Source organism: Streptomyces sp. NPDC048270, assembly GCF_040652335.1.
Lineage (GTDB): Bacteria > Actinomycetota > Actinomycetes > Streptomycetales > Streptomycetaceae > Streptomyces.
Map to the genome: position 1 here is coordinate 179,864 of NZ_JBEZLV010000007.1, position 21,405 is coordinate 201,268.

Sequence of the window (21,405 nt, forward strand, 5' to 3'; positions counted from 1 at the left end):
CTGCTCACGTCACGGCGTGGATGGTGTTCGGGTGCCTCAGGCGGGGACTGCGGTGGTCGGGTGCACCGTGGGCCGGCAGTCCGGCAGGTCGACGGGGCGGCCCATCGCGACGGCGATCTTCCGGTCGCCGCCGAACGGGTCGCGGCCGTGCGCGCAGAGCACGTTGTCGACCAGCATCACGTCGCCGGCCTGCCAGGGCTCGCGGACGGTGGCGGCGTCGTAGGCCGCGTTGAGGGCGTCCACGTCCTCCCGGGTGAGCGGCTCGCCGTCGCCGAAACCGGTGTTGAACGGCAGCCCGTCCGGGCCGAACTCCTCGACCATGGCCTCCCGGATGTCCGGGTCGAGCGACCACTCGTTCCAGAAGGCCAGGTGGTTGAACCAGACCTCCTCACCGGTGTGCGGGTGGTGGATGGTGGCCGAACGCAGCTGGCTCGTGCGCAGGTTGCCGTCCGGCTGCCACTCCCAGGCGATGCCGTTCTCCCGGCAGTACCGCTCCACGTCGGCGCGCTCCTCGGTCCCGAAGGCGGTGCGCCAGCCGAGCGAGAGGTAGTCCGAGTAGCTGCGGGTGAGCGTCCAGCCGGAGGACCGGCCCCGCTGCGCCAAGTGGTCGGGGAGCGCGGCGAGCACCTTGCGGACGTCGGCGGTCGGCGTGGCGCCGCCCCTCCCGGGCGCGGTGAGGCAGGCGAACAGCAACCGGCCGGGGAAGGTCAGGGTGTAGCTGTTCTCGTTGTGCATCCGGATCGACTGGGCCGGCGGCAGGTCGGTGGACGAGAAGACGCCGTTGCCGAAGTCGCTGCGCGGGGTGGCCTTCTCCCGGTACGGGGTGGGCTCGGGGATCAGCACGTCGCGGACGGCGGCGACGTCCGCGCTCCCCGCCACGGGCAGCCCGCGCAGGAAGATCGTGCCGTGCTCGTGCAGGGCGGCGGTCAGCGCGGCCTCGTTCTCCCGCAGCCACGCGCAGGCCTCGGCGAGGTCCGCGGTGGCCGGCACCCGGGCGAGGGCGGGGCGGCCCGGGTTCAGCTCCCAGGTCGGCATGGTGGCGCTCACCGCTGGTCGAGGGTGGCGAGCAGGCTCGCCGGGCGGATGTCGGTCCAGTTCGCCTCGATCCAGTCGAGGCACTCCTGGCGGCCGGCCTCGCCGTGGACGGTGGTCCAGCCGGCCGGCACGTCGATCCAGACCGGCCACAGCGAGTGCTGGTTCTCGTCGTTGACCAGGACCAGGTAGCCGGAGTTGTCGTCCTCGAAGGGGTTGCTCATGGTGGTCTCCGCAGGGTGAGAGGTGTGCTGGGGTGTGATTCGAAGGTAGGGGCGCCGGACGGGCGGCTGCGGCACAAGGTGCGGCAGGTGAGCGGCAGTTGCGGCGTGCGCCTCGGCGTCCGGCTGCCGCCGCCCCGACGCCTCGTCGCTTCGAAGCCGCGCCGGGGGCGGCCGGTCAGCGCGGGGTGAGGCGGACCGGGAAGTGGTCCAGGCCGAAGTTGATGATCGAGCGGTTGTAGCGGACCGGCCCGGTCGGCTCGATGAGGGCCGCCTTCTCCAGCGCGGCCGCGTACAGGGCGCTCAGCTCGGCCTTGGCCAGGGGGGCTCCGATGCAGTAGTGGGCGCCCAGGCCCAGCGCGAGGTGCTTGTTGGGCGAGCGGTCGAGCCGGATCTCCTCGGGCTGGTCGAAGGCCTCCGGATCCCGGTCGGCGGACCACACCCAGACCGCGACCCGGTCCCCGCGGCGGATCTGCCTGCCGCCGAGCTCGACGTCCCGGGTGGCGGTGCGCAGCGTGTGGAGGCCCACCGAGGTCCAGCGCAGGAGCTCGTCCACGGCGGAGTCCATGGAGACCTCGCCGCGCTGCAACTTCTGCCACAGGTCGGGGCGTTGGACCAGCGTGTGCAGGCCCATGGCCGCCGTGTGGCGGACGGTCTGGACACCGCCGACCACGATGTTGTCCAGGTTGAGCACCACGTCCTCGATCGGCAGCAGCCGCCCGCCGACCTTGTAGGTGGCCATCATGGAGATCAGGTCGTCGCGCGGGTCGGAGCGGCGCAGCATGACCTGGTGCAGCAGGTAGGGGATCAGCTGCTGGTGCCCGGCCCGGCGCTCCTCCGGCGTGCTGCCGAGGAAGGCCGCGTCGCAGACCCGGACCACCATGTCGCGGTCCTTCTCGGGCACGTCCAGCAGGTCGCACATGACGGCGAGCGGCAGTGCGGAGACCACGTCGACCAGGTCCGCCTCGCCCTGCTCGACGGCCCGGTCGAAGAGCTCGCCGGCCCGTTCGACGATCGAGCGGGCGGCGCCGCGCACCCCGCCCTTCGAGAAGAACGGGTTGGCGGGTGCGCGCAGGTCGCGGTGGCGGGGCGGGTCGGTGAGGGCCATCATCCGGCCCGAGCCGACCGGTACCTTGCCCTCCCCGGAGCCGAGCAGCGAGCCGGACTCCGAGCTGAACACGGCCGCGTTGCGCAGCACGTCCGCCGACTCCCGGTAGGTGAGCACCGACCAGACGGGGCCGTCGTCGACGGTGTCGGTGAGGTGGACGGGAGCCTCGCGGCGCATCTCGGCGATCAGGGCCGGGGTGTCGGGCCGGGCCCACAGGTCGGGGTCGGTGAGGTCGACGGTGCCGGCGGCGGTGGCGGTGGCGGTGGCGGTGCTGGTCAGCATCACTGCTCCCTGGGGGTGTGGTGGGACGGGACGGGTGCCTGACGGCCCGACAGGAGCGCGGTCAGGAGGTCGGCCGGGCCGGGTCGGTCGACGGTGGCGAGGAGGTGTCCGCCGGGGACGACGCCGTGGCCGAACGCTCCCCGGGTGTGGGCGGCCCAGCCCGTGAGGCCGGCGGTGGCGAGCATCGGGTCGTCGGCGCCGGCCAGGGCGTGGATCGCGGAACCGATCGGCGCGTGCGGGCGGTGGCGGTACGTGGCGCTGACGGCGAGGTCGGTGCGGATGGCCCCGAGGGCCAGTTCGGCCAGGCCCGGATCGGATCCGACCACCTCCTCCAGACCGGTCAGCCTGAGGAGTTCGGGCGCGTCCAGGTCCCTGGACGTACGCCCGGCCCACTCGGCGGGGCTGGGCGCGCCGGCCACGACCACCAGCTCGGGGCGGCGGTCGGCGGGCAGCGCACGGGCCACCTCGTAGGCGAGCAGGGCGCCGAGGCTCTGTCCGTAGAACGCGAACCTGCCGCCGGCGCCGCCGGTCAGGTGCGGGGTCAGCGCCTCGGCGACGGCGGCCGTCAAGGCGTCGAAGTCCGGGGGCATCGGATGCCGGCCGCGGCCGCCCCGGGCGGGCGGGCGCACCGACCAGACCTCGGCGACGGGCGCCAGCGCGCGGGCCAGCGGGGTGTAGGCGGGGGCGTCGCCGCCGGCGTGCGGGAAGCAGAACAGCCTTACGGGGCGCTGGGGTTGGGGAGCGGGGACGAGGAGCCAGTCGCCCTCGATCCGGGGACGGGCGGTGCGCGGGGCGGGTGCGGGTGCGGGTGCGCTGGGCGCGGTGGTCACGGCGGTCCGGGCAGTCAGGGCGGTCACGGTGGTCACGGTGGTCATCGGACGGCCTCCCGACGGGGGGTGAGGGCGGGGCGTACGGCGGCCGGACCGGCCGCGGCGGCGCGCCGGACGGCGGCGGTGAAGCCGGCCAGGTCATCGGCGTCCAGCAGGTCGCGGAGCTGGAGCTCGACGTTGAGCTTGCGGCGCAGCAGGTGGACGACGCGCAGGGCGGCGAGCGAGTGGCCGCCGAGGCCGAGGAAGCTGTCGGTCGGCTCGACGTCGGGCACGCCGAGCACGGTGCGCCAGACCTCCGCGACCTGCTCGTCCACCCCGCCCCGCGCGTCCGTTCCGGAGGCCGCGTCCGGTCCGGCGGCCCGCGCCGCCGCCGGGGCGGGCAGGGCACGGTGGTCGACCTTGCCGTTGGGGGTGAGCGGCAGCGCGTCCAGCACGGTCACCGTGGACGGCACCAGGTGGGCGGGCAGGGTGCGGCGCAGCTCGGCCAGCAGGTCGGCGGGGCGGACGGCGGCGCCGGTGACGTAGCCGGCCAGCCGGTGGTCCCCGGGGGCGGCCTCGTGGACGGTGACCGCGGCCGCGCCCACCCCGGGCAGGGCGCCCAGCGCGTGCTCCACCTCGCCCAATTCGATGCGGAAGCCGCGCAGTTTGACCTGGCGGTCGACCCGGCCCACGTACTCCAGCAGGCCTTCGGCGGAGCGGCGGGCCTGGTCGCCGGTGCGGTACATCCGGGCGCCGGGCTCCGGTGCGAACGGGTCCGCGACGAACCGGCCCGCGGTCAGGCCCGGGTGGCCCGGGTAGCCGTGCGCCAGGCCGGGCCCGGCCAGGTACAGCTCGCCGACCGCGCCGGCTGCCGTCACGGGGGCGAGCCGGCCGTCGAGCAGGTGGACGCGGACGCCGGGCAGCGGCTCGCCCAGGTGCGGGCCGGGGCCGGTGACCGGGGTGGTGATCGCGTCGACGGTGCACTCGGTGGGCCCGTACAGGTTGAGCGCGTCGATACCGGCGTCGGCCAGTTCGCGCCAGGTCCGGGCGGGCACCGGTTCGCCGCCCATGAACAGCCGCGGGACGCGGGCGCCGGCGAGCGGCTCGCGGAGCAGCTGCCAGTGCGAGGGGGTCAGGTCCAGGTCGGTGACGCCGTGTTCGGCGAGCAGCCGGACGAGGAGGGCCGGTTCGGCTCGCCGGGCGTCGTCGATCACCACCAGGGTGTCGCCCCGGCAGATCCGGATCCACTGCTGGACGGAGGCGTCGAAGGAGACGCTGGCGTTCCAGGCCACGACGCCCGGCTCGGGACGGTAGGCGCCGCTGAGTTCGAGGGCGGCGGCGAGGTCGGCGACCGCGCCGTGCGGGACCTCCACGCCCTTGGGGCGGCCGGTGGAGCCGGAGGTGTAGATGACGTAGGCGGAGTCGAGCGGGTGCGGGGTGAACCCGGCCGCCGGCCCGCCGGTGTCCGGTTCCGGGGCGTCGGCGTCCGGGCGGACCACCGCGACCCCGGCGGGTACGGGCGGGGCGGCGTCGGTGCTGACCACGGCCGCGAGGCGGGCGTCGGCGGCCATGAAGGCGATCCGCTCGGCCGGGTAGGCCGGGTCGAGAGGGACGTACGCGGCGCCGGCCCGCCAGGTCGCGAGCAGCGCGACCGGCAGGTCGCAGGTGCGGGCGAGGTGGACGCCGACCCGGTCCCCCCGCCGGACCCCTTGCGCCCGCAGGGCGCGGGCCAGGGCGGCGGTACGCCGTTCCAGCGCGGCGAAGTCCAGGCTCCCGTCGACGGCGTGCACCGCGGCCCGCCCGGGCTGACCGGCGACGACCTCCGCCAGACGGGCCAGCAGGCCGGGGGCGGCGGCGGGAGGCGGGGTGGTGGTGACGGTGGCCGGCTCGGCGAAGGTGGTCATGCGGGCTCCTCGATGTTCGGATGCTGGAATGGATGGATGTATGGCTGCATGGATCACGCTGTACGTCGTCACGGTCCCCACCGGACCCACGGCCCGACCGCCGGCCGGCCGACGGCGGGGGACCTCCGATTCGGACCCGCCCCCGGAACGGGCCGACCCGCGCCCGGCAGCAACCGACCTGCGGTACGGGCCCGGCCCCCGGAACGGACCGACCCACACCCCGGCGGCAACCGGCCTGCGGTGCAGGCCCCGCCCCCGGAACGAGCCGACCCGCACCCCGGCGGCAACCGACCTGCGGTACAGCCCCGGCCCCGGACGGGCGCGGCTCACACCGCCCCGGCCATGAACGCCCCTCCCCCCGGCACGGCCAACTGCTGACGGGTCCGGCACCCGGACCGGCCCGGCGCCACAGGCCCCAGGCGGGCGGCCTGCCGCATCGGCACCACGCCCCGCCCGAGCCGGCCCGGACCCTTTCGGGGCCGTCGGCACGCCGCCCCAGTCGGGCTCCCGCACCCCGAACCACTGCGCCCGGCAGCCGAGTTCGGCGCCGACCCCGATGTCGGCGGGGTCGGCCGGCGGCGGGTGCCTCAGCACCCCGGCCGAAGCCGATCCGGCCTCCGTCGGGGCACCGACGGGACGTTGCCCCGGTGAGAGCCCAGTGGCACGCGGCCCCAGCACGGGCCCCGCGCCCCCGGCCCGGAGGTTCGGCCAGCGCCTGACGGGACGCTGAGCTCGGACGGTCCGGCGCCACCCGCCCCGGGCAGGCGGCCTGCCGCATCGGCACCACACCCCGCCCGAGCCGGCCCAGCCCCCTTCGAGGCCGCCGGTGCGCCGCCCCCATCGGGCTCCGCACCCGCAACCAGCCGGTCAGCGGCCGAGTTCGGCGCCGACCCCCGCCATCGGCGGGGCGGCGACGGCGGGAGCACAGCCCCCAGCCCAAGCCGGTCCGGCCCCCCTTGGGGCGCCGACGGGACGTTTGCCGCGGTGCGAGCCCAGCGGCACGGGCCCCGCACCCCCAGGCCGTTAGACCAACGCCCGACGGGACGCGGAGCTCGAACGGTCCGGCGCCACCCCGACCCAGGCAGGCGGCCTACCGCATCGGCACCGCACCCGGACCCGAGCCGGCCCGGCCCCCTCGGGGGCCGACGGTGCATCACCCGAGGCCGGGCGCTGCCCCGGTGCGAGTCCGGCGCCAGGTGGCCCAGGATGGCCCCGCACCACCAGCCCGCCGTGCGACAAACGGCCGACAGGGCAGACGCCAGGCCCGGCCGGCCCGGCCCCTCTCGGGGCCGCCGCCGGTGCGCCGCCCGAGCCCGGGCGTTGCCCGGTGCGAGTCCGGCGCCAAGTGGCCCCAGGGCGGCCCCGCACCCCCAGCCCGCCGTTCGGCGAACGGCCGACAGGGCGGTCGCCCGGCCCCGGCCGGGCCGGGCCGGGCCGGGCCGGGCCGCCGTCCCCGAAGGGCTCCGCACCCCGAACCAGACCGGCCAGCGGCCAAGTTCGGGCTCCGCCCGCCCCAGGCGGCGCAGCCTGCGGCGGGTGGCTCCGGTCCCCGGGTGGAGGCGGGCCGGCGCTGCGGTTGCCCATGCCCGGGCGGATCCGCCCGGGCATGAGCCCGGTCCGTCCGTCCGCCGTCGGCAGCACGGCGGGCGGACGGGCCGGCCGACGGTGCGCGGGGCCGGGTCGGCGGCGGGTGCCGACGTGCCGGGCTCCGCGGCCGGGTGCGGCGGGCGTACGGCTCCGTACACGGACCACGCGGCCGGGCGCGACAGGCGTACGGCTCCGGCACACGGCCCGCGCCGCGCCGGGTGCGGCGGGCGTACGGCTCCGTACACGGCCCGCGCGGCCGAGCGGCGGGCCGCCGGGGCACCCGCCCGGGCGGGGGCGGCGTCAGGTGTCGGCCGACAGGCGGGCCAGTGCTGTCGCGTAGGCGTCGATGAACTCCTCCGCCGCGGCGTCGTCCACCAGCGCGCGCTGGTGGTCCACGGCGAGCAGCACGCGCTGCGACACCGGGTCCTGGATCAGCGAGGCGCCGAACGCGAAGCTGTTGGGCTCGTGCCTCAGGGTCGGCTCGCAGCCGATCCGGCCGTCCTCGATCCGGGCCGCGCTGAGCCGGCCCAGCGCGTGGAACCTCAGGTAGCCGAACTGGCTGTCGAGCGCGGTGTCGGCCATCATCCGGGCCAGCCGGGCGAACGGCACCCGCCGGTGCGGCATCATGTCCAGCTCCTCGCGGTGCACGTGCCGCACCAGCGCGGCCAGGTCGTCCGCGTCCGGCTCGGCGACCAGCGGGACGGTGTTGAGGAACAGTCCGTACACCTCGGTACCGCCGAGCCGTTCCAGCCGGCCGTTCATCGCCAGCCCCGTGGTGACCCGGCGGCGCCCGGTGATCCGGGCGAGGGCGTGCAGGTGGGCGGCGAGCGCGACCGACTTGACCGGGACGGCGAGCGCGTCCGCGACCGCCCGCAGCTGCCCGGGGGCGTCGGGCAGGACCCGCTCCACCGTGCGCGGCAGCTCGTGCACGTCCTCGCTGCCGGGCCACAGCTGGCCGGTGGCCCCGTCGAGCCGCCGCTGCCAGTACGCCAGGGACTCCTGGTCGGCGGCGGCCGCCCGTTCCACCGCGACGAAGTCGCGGAAGGCGGTGCGCGGTGGCGGGGTGGGCGCGGAGGCCGGGTCGGCGGCGATCGCGGTGTGCCGTTCGAGGATCTCGGTGAGCAGCGAGGTGAAGCTCCAGCCGTCGAGGATGGCGTGGTGCTCGGAGATGGTGAGCTGGAAGGCGTCGTCGGCCAGCCGCTGGACGGTGATCCGGAACAGCGGCGGCTCGGCGAGGTCGAAGGGCCGGTCCCGGTGGTGCTCGAAGACGGTACGGATCCTGTCGTCCCGTGCCGGCTCCGGCACCCCGCGCAGGTCCGCGAACTCGACCGGCACGGGCAGCGATCCGTACACCAGCTGGAGCGGTTCGCCGTAGCCGGAGAGGTCGAGGCCGGTGCGCAGCACGGCGTGCCGGGCCATCGCCTCCTCGACCGAGCGGCGCAGGGCGCTCTCGTCGAGGTCTCCGGTGATCCGGTAGGAGTTGACGTTGTGGTAGCTGTCGGTGCCTCCGGCGACCTCCATGTGGAAGACCATGGAGAGCTGCATCGAGACCATCGGGTAGGCGTCGACGATCCCGGCCGGCAGGTCGGCCCAGTCCTCCTCGTCGATCAGCGCGAACGGCCGGTCCGCGGCCGGATCGGCGGCCACCGGGCGCGCCAGCGGCAGGAGTTCGGCGACGGTGGGGGCGTTGAAGACGTCCCGCAGGGTGACCTGCCAGCCCCGGTCGTGCAGGGCGCCGGCCAGCTGGACGGCGCGGATGGAGTCCCCGCCGAGGTGGAAGAAGTCGTCGTGGACCCCGATCCCGCCGACCCCGAGGACGTCCGTCCAGACGCCGGCGAACAGCTCCTCCTCCGGTGTGCGCGGCTCGACGTGCCGGCCGGCGGCCTGGGTGGGCGCGACCCGGTCGGGGGCGGGCAGCGCGGCCCGGTCGACCTTGCCGTTGACGGTGAGCGGCAGCGCGTCCAGCACGGTGAAGCCGGCGGGGATCATGTACTCGGGCAGTGAGCGGGCGAGGAAGGCGCGCAGGTCCCCGGGTTCTGCCGGGGAGCACCCGGTGACGTACGCGGCGAGCCGGTCCTCGTGGACGGTGACCGCGCAGGCGTCGATCCCGGGGTGCGCGGCGACGGCGTTCTCGATCTCGCCGAGCTCGATCCGGAAGCCGCGCAGCTTCACCTGGAAGTCCGCCCGGCCGACGTACTCCATCCCGCCGTCCGGCAGCCGTCTGGCGACGTCGCCGGTCCGGTAGAGCCGGGCGCCCGGCGGTCCGTACGGGTCGGCGACGAAGCGGCCGGCGGTGAGGCCGGGGCGGCCCCAGTAGCCGTGGGCGAGGCTGCCGCCGCCGATGTACAGCTCGCCGGGGACGCCGGGGGCGCAGGGCCGCAGCCAGTCGTCGAGGACGAGCGCGGTGAGGTGCGGCATGGGTTCGCCGACCAGGCTGCGTTCGAAGCCCGCGCCGCCCTCGGCGACGTCGTGGAGGGTGACGTGGACGGTGGTCTCGGTGATGCCGTAGAGGTTGCACAGCCGGGCGGGCGGCAGCGGATCGAGTTCGTGCCAGCGCTGGACCACGCCCGGGTCGAGCGCCTCGCCGCCGAGCATGATCCACCGCAGGGCGGGCAGGGCTCTCGGACGGCGGCGCAGGGCCGGTTCGAGCTGCCGCAGCGCCGAGGGGGTCAGGCAGAGGTGGGTGACCCCTTCCTCCTCGAGCAGGCCGGCGAACTCCTCGGGCGCGCGGCTGGTGAGGTGGGGTACGACGACCAGGCGGGCGCCGTGCAGCAGGGCGCCCCAGAGCTCCCAGACGGTCCAGTCGAAGGCGTAGCTGTGGAACAGCGTCCAGACCGTGTCCGGCCCGAATCCGAAGTGGTTCCGGCCGGAGTCGAGGAGGCGGCTGACGTGCTCGTGGGCCACGGCGACACCCTTGGGGCGGCCGGTGGAGCCGGAGGTGAAGATGAGGTAGGCGAGGTCACCGGGGCGGCCGGCGGCGGGGGGCCGGACGGCCGGGTGGGCGGCGATCTCCTCGGCCCGGGCGTCGAGGTCGAGGGTCTGCCAGGGGCCCTCGGGGGCGCGGTCGGGCCGGTCGGTGAGGACCACGGTGACGGAGGTGTCGCCGAAGACCAGGGCCGCCCGGTCGGCCGGGGCCGCGAGGTCGACCGGTACGTAGGCGGCGCCGGTCTTGAGCACGGCCAGGATCGCGACCGGCACGGCGGCGGTGCGCTCCAGCAGCAGCCCGACCCGGTGGCCCGGCCGCACCCCTCGGGCGAGCAGGGCGTGGGCCAGCCGGTTGGCACGGCGGTCGAGTTCGGCGTAGCCGAGGGTGCCGTCGCGGTCGCTCACGGCGGGCCGGTCGCCGTACGCGTCGGCGGCCCGCTCGAAGAGGTGGTGCAGGCAGTGGCCGGGGTCGAGCCGGGCCGGGCGGTGCGAGGGGCCGGCGGAGGTGAGCCGGAGCACGGTGGCGTCCGGGTCGGCGAGGGCGGCGTCCAGCAGGTCGGCGTAGTCGGCCGCGAGGCGGCGCACGGTGTCGGCGTCGAAGAGGTCGCTGCTGTACTCGGCCTCGCCGCGCAGTTCGCCGCCGTCGGCGCCCTCGAAGACGGACCAGGTGAGGTCGAACTTGCTGGTGCCGTTGGAGCGGACGGTGCGCTCGGCGGTGGCGGCGCCGAGCGCCGGCGGCGTGCGGTCCTCGCCGTGGGCGCCGAACACCACCTGGACCAGCGGCGGGTGCTGGGGGGTGCGGTCGGCGGCGAGCAGGTCGACCAGCTGGTCGAAGGGGACGTCGAGGTAGCCGAAGGCGTCGAAGGCACGGTCCTGGAGGTCGGCGAGCAGCGCGCGGAAGGTGGCACCGGGGTCGAGTATGACGCGCAGGGGCAGCAGGTTGACGAAGTAGCCGATCAGGTCCGCGACTTCGGGCCGGTTGCGGGTGGTGACCGGGGTGCCGACGAGCAGGTCGTCCGCGCCGGTCCAGCGGCCCATCAGCAGGGCGAAGGCCGCCAGTTGGACGGTGAACGGGGTGACGCCCTCCTGCTCGGCGAGCTCCCGGACCCGGGCCGCGGCGCCGGGGGCCAGGCCGAACGGCTCGGTGGCTCCGCGCTGGCTGCGCTCGGCCGGCCGCGGCCGGTCGCCGGGCAGCTCCAGCAGGGTGGGGGCGCCGTCGAGGGCCCGCTTCCAGTGGGCGAGGTGCTCCTCGTACGAGGTGTGCTGCTCCTCCTGCGCCCAGTCGGCGTACTGGGTGGTGAGCTCCGGCAGGACCGGTGCCCGGTGCTCGGCCGACGCGTTGTAGAACTCGGCCAGTTCGCGGTCGAACAGCTCCGCCGACCAGCCGTCCCAGATGATGTGGTGGACCACGAAGAGGAGCGTCGTGCGGTCGTCGGCGAGCCGGAACGCCTCGGCGCGCAGCAGCGGGCCCGCGGTCAGGTCGAAGGGTTCGGCGGACCGTTCCGCGATCAGCTCCTCGGCGCGGCCGCCGCGTCGGGGTTCGGGGAGCTCGCGGAGGTCGGTGACGGCGAGCGGCACGGCCAGGGTGCGGTGGACGTACTGGCGCGGGCCGCCCGGGTACAGGGCGAAGGTGGTGCGCAGCGTCTCGTGCCGGGCGACCACGCCGTCGAGGGCCTGCTGGAGCAGCGTGAGGTCGAGCGGGCCGGTGACGTCGTACGTCCAGGGCGTGGTGTAGGTGGCGGCCTGCGGGTTCCACCGGTCGAGGAACCAGAGGCCGCGCTGGAGGCCCGGGACGGGCGCGGTACGGACCAGCCCGTCGGGCAGGCCGGGGGCCAGGGCGGCGGCCGGGTCGGCGGCCAGGTCGGCGGTCAGGCCGGCCGGCAGGAAGGCGGTCGGATCAGCAGGCACCTCCGCGGTCAGGCCGGCCGGCAGGAAGGCGGTCGGAGCACCCGACGGGGTGGCGGTCGGAGCACCCGACGGGGTGGCGGTCGGAGCACCCGGCGGGGTGGCGGTCGGAGCACCCGACGGGGTGGCGGGCAGGTCGGCGGACGGGCTCACGGCCTCGTTCCCTTCGGTCGGGGATGGGCTGGCGGGCGGGCGGTCCGGGTGTCGCGTCATCGCGGGGCCAGCCGTTCGGCGATGGCTCCGACCGTCCGGCCGCGGAAGACCGCCTGCGGCGGGACCTTGGTGCCGGTCTGCTGGGAGAGCCGCATGGCGACGCGGACGGCGGCCAGCGAGTTGCCGCCGATCCGGAAGAAGTCGGCGTCCGGACCGAGGCCGTCGGCCAGCCCCAGGACGGCGCGGACGGCGTCGGCCACCAGCCGCTGCTCCGGGGTCAGCGGGTCGGCCGCGGCGGCCTTCGGGCGCTCGGCCGGGGCGGGCAGGGCACGGCGGTCGACCTTGCCGTTCTGGTTGAGCGGGAGCGCGTCCAGCACGTCGAGCGTGGCGGGCACCATGTGCTCGGGCAGCAGCGCGGCCAGGTGGTCGAGGAGTGCGTCGGGGCCGGGTACCGGGGCTCCGGAGGCGGTGGGGACGAGGGTGGCGTACGCGGCGAGCCGGCGGTCGCCCGGGGCGGGTTCGTGGACGGTGACGGCGGCCTCCCGCACGGACGGGTGGCGGGTGAGCGCGTCCTCGATCTCCCCGGGCTCGACCCGGAAGCCGCGGATCTTCACCTGGTCGTCGATCCGGCCGGTGATCTCCAGGATCCCCTCCGCCGTCCGGTGGCCGAGGTCGCCGGTGCGGTAGAGCCGCTCGCCGGGCGCCCCGAACGGGGAGGCGACGAACCGCTCTGCGGTCAGCCCGGGCCGGCCGACGTATCCGAGGGCCAGGCCGCCGCCGGCGGCGTACAGCTCACCGGTGGCGCCGTCCGGGACCGGGCGCAGCCGCTCGTCGAGTACGTGGACCGCCTTGCCGTGCAGTGCGCGGCCGATGGGGATGGAGGCGCCGGCCGCGTCCTCGGGGGTGGCGCGGTGGCAGGTGGTGAGTCCGAGGCTCTCGACGGGCCCGTAGCCGTTGGCGACGACGAGGTCCGGGTACTGGTCGAGCGCCTTGCCGACATGGGTGACGGAGGCCCGCTCACCGGCGGTGAAGGCCACCTTGAGGTCGTCGTAGGTCTCCGGGAACTCCTCCAGCAGGAAGTTGAACAGGCTTGCGGAGAGTTGGAGTTGGGTGACCGCATGGCGGCGGGTGAGCGCGGCGACGGCCTGCGGGTCGGGACGCTGGCCGGGCTGGAGCACGCACACCCCGCCGAAGGCCAGTGCGCCGTACAGCTCCAGGGCGAAGGCGTCCCAGGAGACCGGGGAGCACTGGAGCCAGACCTCGTCGGGCCCGAAGCGGGCGTAGTCCTGGCCGAGGTAGGTGGTGGTGAGGGCGCGGTGCGGGACGGCGACGCCCTTGGGCCGGCCGGTGGATCCGGAGGTGAACATTACGCAGGCGAGGTCGGTTGCCGTGACCGGCAGACCCGGATCGTGTCCGGGACGGTCCGCGACGGCGGCGGCCGAGGCGTCCAGGTCGAGGTGGCGGGCGACCGGGAACGGCGGGGTGGCGTCGCGGTGGGTGACCAGCAGGGCGGCGCCGCAGTCGGCGGCCGCGCCGGACAGCCGCTCGGCCGGGAAGTCCGGGTCGAGCAGGGTGTAGGCGGCGCCGGCCTTCAGCGCGGCGAGCAGGGCGGTCACCAGATCGGGTCCGCGCTCGACCAGGACGGCGACTGTGTCGCCGCGGCCGATGCCCAGAGCGCCGAGGTGGTGGGCGAGCCGGTTGGCCCGCTCGTTCAGCGTGCCGTAGTCCACCCGGTCCTCGCCGCAGACCAGGGCGAGGGCGTGCGGGTCCCGGGCGGCCCGGTCCTCGAACAGGGCGTGCACCGGCGCCTCGACGGCGGCCGCGAGGGTGCCCAGCCAGGCCTCGCACAGCTCGGCCATGGTGGCGGGGTCGAACAGGTCGGAGTCGTACTCGAAGCGGCCGGTGAAGTCGGTGCCGCGGTCGTCGACGGAGATCGACAGGTCGAAGCGGGAGACCGGGTTGGAGTGCAGCTCGCGGGTGACCTCGGTACCGCCGATGTTCAGCGGGCGGCTGTCCAGCGGGTGCAGCTCCAGGAGCACCTGGCAGAGCGGGTTGCGGTCCTCGGCGCGGTCGTCGGGGCGCTCCTCCATGACGGCGCCCGCGATGGCGTCGAACGGCGCCTCCTGGTGCCGGTAGCCGTCGATGGCCACCTCCCGGACGTGCCGGACCAGATCGCGGAAGTCCATGGTCTCGTCGAACCGGACGCGCAGCGGCAGGAGGTTGACGAAGTACCCGATCAGGGCGTCGAGTTCGGCTCGGCCGCGCACGCTCACCGGCGACCCGATCACCAGGTCGCGCCGGCCGGTGCGCCGGTGCAGGGTGAGCGCGAGTCCGGCGAGCAGCACCATGAACGGGGTCGCGTCCTCACTGCGGGCCACCGCCCGGACGGCCTCGGCGACCGGGCGGGGCATCGCGAACCGGTGGAAAGCGCCGCGGAAGGCCTGGAGTTCGGGGCGGGGGTGGTCGGTGGGCAGTGGGGGTTCGGTGGGTGCGTCGCGCAGGTGCTCGCGCCAGTGGGCGAGTTGCCGCTCGGCCGTGTCGTCCTGGCTCTGCCAGGTGCTGTAGTCGGCGTACTGGACGGCGAGTTCGGGCAGGGCGGCGGGGCGGCCGGCGGCCAGGGCCTCGTAGAGGGCGGCCAGTTCGGTCTCCAGGACCGGCAGTGATCCTTCGTCCCAGACGATGTGGTGGCAGAGCAGCAGCAGGGTGGACGTGCCGCCGGTGCGGTAGAGGTGGGCGCGGACCAGCGGGCCGGCCTCCAGGTCGAAAGGCGCCAGCGCGGCCTCGGCGAGCAGGCCGTCCACGGCTTCCGCGGTGGTCTCCAGGACGGAGAACGGCAGCTCGACGGAGGGGTGCACCACCTGCCGGGGGCCCTCCTCGCCCAGCTCGAAGGTGGTGCGCAGCGCTTCGTGCCGCTCGACCACGCCGGCCAGGGCCCGCCGCAGGAGCTCCGGGTCGACGGGTCCGGCGAAGCGGAACACCCAGGGCACGATGTAGGTCGGTGCTCCCGGGTTCCACTGGTCCAGGAACCAGAGCCCGCGCTGGAAGTTCGCGAGCGGCGCCCGGGTGGCACCGGTCCGGTTCAGGGCCGGGCGCTCGCCGGAATCCGAGGCGGCGGTGACCGCGGCGGCGAACTCGGCGAGGGTGGGCGCGTCGAAGATGGTGTACGGGGAGATCATGCCGAACACGTCGTAGACCCGGCCGACCACGCGTACGGCGGTGAGCGAATCCCCGCCCAGGTGGAAGAAGTTGTCGTCGGCGCCGACTTCGGGAACCCCGAGGACGTCCGCCCATACGGCGGCGATCAGCTGCTCGGCGGGGGTGCGGGGCGGGCGCCGGCCGGAGCCCGGTGCCTCGGGCGCGGCCTGGGGCTCGGGGAGCGCCGCCCGGTCCACCTTGCCTCCGGCGGTGAGCGGGAAGGCTTCCAGCGGGGTGACGGTCGCCGGGACCATGTGCTCGGGGAGCCGCTCGGCCAGGTAGGCGCGCAGCCGCGCGGGGTCGGGGGCGGTGCCGGTCGCGTAGGCGGCCAGTCGGCCCTCGTGCGCGACCACGACCGCTCCCGCGACGTCGGGGTGGCCGGCGAGGACCAGCTCGATCTCACCGGGTTCGACCCGGAAGCCGCGGATCTTCACCTGGTGGTCCGCGCGGCCGACGAACTCCAGGGGGGCGTCCGTACCGGACCTGCGGACGATGTCCCCGGTGCGGTACATCCGGGCGCCCGGCTCCGCCGCGAAGGGGTCCGCGACGAACCGGCCGGCCGTGAGGCCCGGGCGGCCGTGGTAGCCGGAGGCCAGCAGCCGCCCGCCGAGGTACAGCTCCCCGGACGCCCCGGGCGGTACCGGCCGCAGCCGGTCGTCCAGCACGTACGCGCGGCGCTCGCCGAGCGGGCGGCCGATGGGGACCGTGTCGCCCTGCGCCGCCTCCGGGCCCGCCGGCCCGTGGACGGTGGCGGTGACGACGGTCTCGGTCGGCCCGTAGGCGTTCAGCAGCGGCACGCCGGTGGCGGCGCACCAGCGGGCCGCCGCGTCCGGGTGCAGCCGGTCGCTGCCGGAGATCATCAGGCGCAGGGCGCGCGGCGGTCGGGCGTCCTCGCGCAGCGCGGCCACCACCTCCTGGAAGTAGCCGGCGGCGAGGTTGGCCACGGTGACGCCCTCGGTGTCCAGCAAGGCCAGCAGGGCTGCCGGGGCGAGGAGCCCCTCCTCGGGAACGACGATGCAGGCGCCGGCCGAGAGGGCGGTGAGCACCTGCTCGACGGCCACGTCCACGGTCGGGCGGGCGAAGTGCAGCACCACGTCGTCCTCGGTGAGGCCGAAGCACTCGACGGCGGCGGCCAGGTGGCCGGCCAGCGCGGTGAGCGGGACGTGCACGCCCTTGGGGCGGCCGGTGGTGCCGGAGGTGTAGACGAGGTAGCCCGCGGCGGACTCGCGGCCGCGCCGGTCCGGCTCCGGCGCGCCCGCCAGTGCGGCGGGGCCGTCGGCCTCCACCAGCTCACCGTCGGTATAGGCGAGCGTGGCGCCGGCGTCCTCACGGATCCAGCGGTTGCGCTCATCGGGCGCCTCCCGGTCCAGCGGCAGGTAGGTGGCGCCGGCGCGCAGGGCGGCGAGCAGGCCGACGACGTGGTCGACCCGGTCCCGGCCGGCGACGGCCACCGTCCGCCCGGGGCCGATCCGGGCGGCGAGGGCGCCGCTCAGTTCGTCCAGCTCCCGGTAGGCCACGGTCCGGGCGCCGAGCCGTAGGGCCGGGCGGTCCGGGAACCGGCGTGCGACGGATATGAAAGGCACATCTCGAGATTCCATCATCCAACCCCGATGAATTAACGACGCTGCGGGTAGTGGTCTCGACGATAGGGCGGCGCCGCAGGGCCGATCGGCAGAATGCGGGGAAGACCGACGGCAGTTTCAACTGCCGGTTGAGCAGCCGTGTTACCCAAAAGGGAGCAGCCCGCCGGGGCGCACGCGGGCGCCTCGGCGGGCTGGGGTGAACGGCTTTTCGGTTATCCGGCGGCGAGAATTCCAGGGAAATCCTGCGACCATACGTCGTCCCGGTCCAGCGCGGCCGGCGCGTATTTTCCGAGCGCACTGACCAGAAGCCGGATTTCCAGCGCGAGGCATTCGGCGAACCGGATCAGCCCGCCCTGCGGGTCCTCGGCCGCGGCGAGCAGCGCCGCCCGGCCCAGACCCACCGCCCGGGCGCCGAGCGCGAGGCTCTTCACCGCCCGGCCGCCCTCCCAGACCCGTCCGGACACCAGCAGGCAGGGCGGGGGGCCGGCGAGCGCCAGCCTGCGCAGGCACTCCGCCAGCGGCAGGCCGACCTGGGTCGGGAAGGCCCCGGGCGCCCAGCCGGTGCCGCCCTCGGCGCCGTCCACGGTGACGGCGTCCGCTCCCGCCTCGGCGGCCACCCGGGCGGCCTCGGCCACGTCCCGGCCGGGGTGCAGCTTCACCCAGACCCGGGCCCGGGGGAAGTTGTTGCGCATCAGCCGGATCTGCTGGCGCAGGATCTCCGCCGTGAAGGTGCCGGGCGTACTGGAGCGCAGCACCCGGCCGTCGCCGAAGACCTCGTCGAGCCCGTACCGGTTGCCGAGCCGGCCGGCCGCCTCGGCGTCCAGCACGGTCATCCCGCCGAGGCCCGGCTTGGCCCCCTGGCCGAGCTTCAACTCGAAGGCCAGCCGCCCCGATTCGAGCAGGGGCAGGGCGGCAGGGTCGCTGTAGACGAGGTTCCACACCTCGGCGTCGGCGTCCTCGGTGGACTGCTGGACGGCGACCCCGCCCTGCCCGTCCGGCAGTTCACCGGCGTAGGCGCGGAGGCGGCCGAGCAGTGCCCGGTCCGCCGCCTCGCCGAGCCGCCCGTATCCGTTCACCGGGACGACGTTCTCGCCGATCACCATGGGGAGGCCCAGTGCGCCCGCCTGCCGGCTGAGCGCGAGGCCGAGATCGCCGCCGGCCGCCCGGGTGGAGCCGAGCGCGGACACGTACACCGGCAGCGTCGAGTGGAATCCACCGATGGAGGTGCCCAGTTCGACGTCCCGGTAATCCGGCTCACGACCGAGGTCGATCAGCCGGGCGAGCCGCTGCGGCATGAAGACCGGCGGAACGATCCGCAGCGCGTCGAGCGGGTCCCGCCCGCCGTCCGGGTCCCGGCCGTCCCCGTGCTCCGCACCGAACAGGACCCGGCCGTACTCGCCGGGCGGGGGGAAGGCCGCCGCCGCCCCGGCCCGGGCGCGGCGGCGGACCTCCTCCTCGGGGAAACCGGGCGCCGAGAGGTCGCTCACGGCGACACCACTCCCGCCACCTTCGGGAAGGCCGCGGCCTGCCAGACCGCGTCCAGCCCCGCGACATAGCGGGTGAGCCGCTCGACACCGATGCCGAATCCGGCGCTGCCGGGGACGCCTTCACGGACCAGGTCCAGGTACCAGCGGTACTTCTGCGGGTTCTCGCCGGTCTCCCGGATCCGGGTGACGATCTCCGCGTAGTCGTTGGTGCGCTGGCTGCCGCTGCACAGCTCGCCGTAGCCCTCGGCCGCGATCAGGTCGAAGTTGCGGAGCAGGCCGGGCTGTTCGGGGTCCTCCCGGTCGTAGAAGCCGCGCGAGCCCTTCGGGTAGTCGGTGACGAAGAACGGCCGGTCGCGCTGGGCGGAGAGCAACGCCTCGCCCTCCCAGTCGAGTTCGGCGTCGGGGCTCTGCGGGTGCCCGAGCCCCTGGAGTTCGGCGACCGCCTCGGCGTGCCGCATCCGGCCGAAGGAGCCCTTCAGCAGCTCGGTGAACGCGGCGGGGTCCCGGCCGAGTCCGGCGAAGTCCTTGGGCAGCTCGCGGACCGCGCTGTCGACCATGTGCACCACCAGGTCCTCGACCAGCCGGACCGCGTCGTCCCGGCTCGCCCCCGCCACCTCCACGTCGAGCTGGTGGAACTCGGCGAGGTGGCGGTTGGTGCCGGCGGTCTCCAGCGGCTCCAGCCGGACGTTGGGGGCGATGCAGAAGATCTTGTCGAAGGCCAGCAGCGAGGCCTGCTTGTAGAGGATGGCGCTCGTCATCAGCTTGTACCGGTGACCGTAGAAGTCGACGTCGACCTGCTTGGAACCGCGCGAGCCGGGGTCGGTGACCGGCCCGATGATCGGCGGGAGCAGCTCGGTGAAGCCCTGCCCCCGCAGGAACTCCCGGGCGGCGGACAGGAGCTGGTGCTGGATCCGCAGCGCGCTGCGCGTGGTCGGGGCGGTCAGGTGGCGGCCGGGGTCCGGGATCGGTGCGAAGGCCGTGGGCCCGTCGGTGGTCATGATGGGGTGCGTCCCAACTCTCGTCGTGGCGTGGGCGTCGTGCGGGGCGGCAGGGGTGTAAGGGGCGGTACGGAAGGGCAGGGCGGCACGGACGCGCCGGGCGCTACGGAGCCGCGAGGCGCTACGGACGCGTCGGGCGCTACGGAGGCGCGAGGCGCTGCGGACGCGCCCGGCGCTGCGGACGCGCCGCGTGCTGCGGACGCGCCGCGCGCTACGGACGTGCGGGGTGTGCCGGGGCCGGCTGCGACGGCCGGTCGCGCCTCGGCGCGGGCGTCGTAGGTCCGCTGGACCTGGGAGAGCGCCGAGATCAGCCCGGCCGAGCCCAGGATCGGCGGCCTCGGGCCCGCTTCCGCCAGGCCGGCGATCGGCATCGACCCGACGCTCGACCAGAGCAGCCGGCCGTCGGGCGCGAGCGAGGTGCGGGCCCGGCCGGCGTTGTCGGGGTGCAGGCAGTAGGGGACGTCCAGATAGCCGGCGGCGAAGGCCCGGACCAGCGCTCGGCCGATGTCGGTGTCCAGCTCCAGCACGGCGCCGATCAGCGCCCGCGCCTCCGCCTCGATGCCGGTGTCCTGGACCCGCGCACCGGGGACGGCGGCCTGCCCCCGGCCGGCGCGCTCCTCGGCGGCGGCGGCCGCGGCCGTCTCCAGCGCCCGTACGTTCTCGCCCACGGTCGGGATCCGGTGCGCCTCGGCGGTGGTCTTGACGATCAGCCGGGCCGCACCGGCCCGCACCGCCAGCCGGGCCGCGTCCTCCAACAGCAGCCGTGCCCCGCCGGGCGAGCGCGGGAAGACGCCCATGTAGGCGTAGAGGACGATGTGGTGGTCGGTGTCCGGCAGCAGTTCGCCGGCCAGCCGCCCGAGCACGGCGAGCGCCTCCTCGTCCTGGCGCGGATCGGCCTGCTGCGCGTAGCTGAGCGAGAGGGAGCGCAGCCCGTGCTGCCGGAAGAACAGCGCCTCCAGCACGCTGACCGCGACCAGCAGGCTCGGCGGGCAGAGCTGCCCCATCAGACAGCCGCCGAACGTCTCCAGGTGCGGCTCCGCACCGAACTCGGCCGCGCTGACCAGCAGTTCGCAGCTCCGCTGCCAGTTGGCGACCGCCTCGCGCAGCGGCGTCCGGCTGTACGGCAGGCAGTACGAGACCGGACCGCCCTCGGTGGCGTCCAGGCCGAGCGCCAGCAGCGCGCGGACGATGTGCTCCGGCAGCGCCGAACCGTGCCGGACCTGCACCGGGAAGCGCGCGCCCGCGACGCCCCGCAGCACCGCGCGGGTGGTGTCCGCGGGGTGGGTGGCGATCGGGTAGCCGTTCAGGCCGACCCCCTCGGCGAGGGCGCGCCGGGCGGCCGCGTAGTCGCCGGTGCGGGTGTAGCTGTCGAGGGTGATGGTGCCGACGGTGACGGCGTCCGCGTCCCGGGTGGCGAGCAGGCCGTCGCGCATCCGCAGCGGGTCGGCCATGCCCATCCTGGGCTGGACCACCAGGTCACCCGCCGCCCGGGCACGGGCGACGAAGGCGCCGAAGCCGGACGCGGGGGCGGCCGGGGCCTCCGGGCGGGCGCTGAGGGCGTCGCCCGCGCCGCCGCCGGAGGCCGTCACAGCAGCACCCCCGACCCGGCGGGCAGCGCCTTGGGGCCGGCCGGCGACGCCTGGGGAGCGGCGGACAGCGCTTGGGGGCCGGCAGGCAGCGTCCGGGGTCCGCCGGATAGTGAGCCGATGAAGGAGTGGAAGTCCAGTACGGAGCCGCCCTCTTCGAAGACCCCGTCGAATCCCGCCGTCATCAGCTCCCGCTGCCTGGCGGGGGTGCCGGAGCCCGCGATCCCGAGCTTCCCGCCGATCACCGTCGGCGTGCGGCCCAGTTCCGGGCAGGCCCGCAACGCCGCGATCACCCGCAGCCCGTCGTGGAAACCGTGCCCGTTGACACTGCTCAGGACGATGAGGTCCGGCTCGATCCGGCGGCACTCGGCGACCAGCAGCTCGTCCGGGACGCACGCGCCCAGGTTGGTGACCCGGTGGCCGAGCTCCTCCAGCAGCAGCTGGAGGAAGACCAGGTTCCAGGTGTGCGAGTCCGAGGCCATGGTCGTCACGACGACGTCCAGACCGGTCGGCTCGGCCTTTCCGTGCTGCTCCACGGCATGCTGCTCCACGGCGCAAACCCTCTGTGTCGGTAGGTGGTGGGGAGACCCGGGAAGTGGCGGGCCTCCGGTCCCCGGGGCGCCAGGGCCA

The 21,405-nt window shown here is 75.6% G+C and carries 11 protein-coding genes; all 11 read right to left on the minus strand.

Annotated features, from left to right (window positions below; genetic code table 11):
• Positions 1-36: 36 nt before the first annotated feature.
• Positions 37-1,035 carry a TauD/TfdA family dioxygenase gene (locus AB0D66_RS09610; protein ID WP_362299334.1) on the minus strand — a complete coding sequence of 333 codons (999 nt, stop codon included), beginning with the start codon at positions 1,033-1,035 and terminating at the stop codon, positions 37-39.
• A gap of 8 nt (positions 1,036-1,043) precedes the next feature.
• Positions 1,044-1,256 carry an MbtH family protein gene (locus tag AB0D66_RS09615; RefSeq protein ID WP_362299238.1) on the minus strand — a complete coding sequence of 71 codons (213 nt, stop codon included), beginning with the start codon at positions 1,254-1,256 and terminating at the stop codon, positions 1,044-1,046.
• Between the two features lie 175 nt (positions 1,257-1,431).
• Positions 1,432-2,643, minus strand: a complete 1,212-nt coding sequence (locus tag AB0D66_RS09620) for a cytochrome P450 (protein ID WP_362299240.1) — start codon at positions 2,641-2,643, stop codon at positions 1,432-1,434.
• The gene (locus AB0D66_RS09625) at positions 2,643-3,518 is read right to left on the minus strand and encodes a thioesterase domain-containing protein (protein ID WP_362299243.1); all 876 of its coding nucleotides are present in this window, start codon (positions 3,516-3,518) and stop codon (positions 2,643-2,645) included. The genes AB0D66_RS09620 and AB0D66_RS09625 overlap by 1 nt, the downstream gene beginning before the upstream one ends.
• The gene (locus tag AB0D66_RS09630; RefSeq protein WP_362299245.1) at positions 3,515-5,356 is read right to left on the minus strand and encodes a non-ribosomal peptide synthetase; all 1,842 of its coding nucleotides are present in this window, start codon (positions 5,354-5,356) and stop codon (positions 3,515-3,517) included. Before AB0D66_RS09630 ends, AB0D66_RS09625 begins: the two co-directional genes overlap by 4 nt.
• A 1,887-nt stretch (positions 5,357-7,243) precedes the next feature.
• Positions 7,244-11,926 (minus strand): amino acid adenylation domain-containing protein, encoded by a 4,683-nt coding sequence (locus tag AB0D66_RS09635; RefSeq protein ID WP_362299248.1) that lies wholly within the window; start codon positions 11,924-11,926, stop codon positions 7,244-7,246.
• 56 nt (positions 11,927-11,982) lie between these two features.
• Positions 11,983-16,704 carry an amino acid adenylation domain-containing protein gene (locus AB0D66_RS09640; protein WP_362299251.1) on the minus strand — a complete coding sequence of 1,574 codons (4,722 nt, stop codon included), beginning with the start codon at positions 16,702-16,704 and terminating at the stop codon, positions 11,983-11,985.
• 212 nt (positions 16,705-16,916) lie between these two features.
• Positions 16,917-18,191, minus strand: a complete 1,275-nt coding sequence (locus AB0D66_RS09645; RefSeq protein ID WP_362299253.1) for a glutamate synthase-related protein — start codon at positions 18,189-18,191, stop codon at positions 16,917-16,919.
• Positions 18,188-19,189, minus strand: a complete 1,002-nt coding sequence (locus tag AB0D66_RS09650) for an asparagine synthetase A (protein ID WP_362299256.1) — start codon at positions 19,187-19,189, stop codon at positions 18,188-18,190. The genes AB0D66_RS09645 and AB0D66_RS09650 overlap by 4 nt, the downstream gene beginning before the upstream one ends.
• Positions 19,186-20,778, minus strand: a complete 1,593-nt coding sequence (locus AB0D66_RS09655) for a methylaspartate mutase (RefSeq protein WP_362299258.1) — start codon at positions 20,776-20,778, stop codon at positions 19,186-19,188. Before AB0D66_RS09655 ends, AB0D66_RS09650 begins: the two co-directional genes overlap by 4 nt.
• On the minus strand, positions 20,775-21,326 hold the full coding sequence (locus tag AB0D66_RS09660; RefSeq protein WP_362299261.1) for a cobalamin B12-binding domain-containing protein: 552 nt from the start codon (positions 21,324-21,326) through the stop codon (positions 20,775-20,777). Before AB0D66_RS09660 ends, AB0D66_RS09655 begins: the two co-directional genes overlap by 4 nt.
• Positions 21,327-21,405 lie beyond the last annotated feature (79 nt).

Bases quoted from the DNA above. Each gene is read 5' to 3' on its own strand.
- AB0D66_RS09610 (WP_362299334.1), bottom strand. From the start codon at position 1,035: ATGCCGACCTGGGAGCTGAACCCGGGCCGCCCCGCCCTCGCCCGGGTG.
- AB0D66_RS09615 (WP_362299238.1), bottom strand. From the start codon at position 1,256: ATGAGCAACCCCTTCGAGGACGACAACTCCGGCTACCTGGTCCTGGTC.
- AB0D66_RS09620 (WP_362299240.1), bottom strand. From the start codon at position 2,643: ATGCTGACCAGCACCGCCACCGCCACCGCCACCGCCGCCGGCACCGTC.
- AB0D66_RS09625 (WP_362299243.1), bottom strand. From the start codon at position 3,518: ATGACCACCGTGACCACCGTGACCGCCCTGACTGCCCGGACCGCCGTG.
- AB0D66_RS09630 (WP_362299245.1), bottom strand. From the start codon at position 5,356: ATGACCACCTTCGCCGAGCCGGCCACCGTCACCACCACCCCGCCTCCC.
- AB0D66_RS09650 (WP_362299256.1), bottom strand. From the start codon at position 19,189: ATGACCACCGACGGGCCCACGGCCTTCGCACCGATCCCGGACCCCGGC.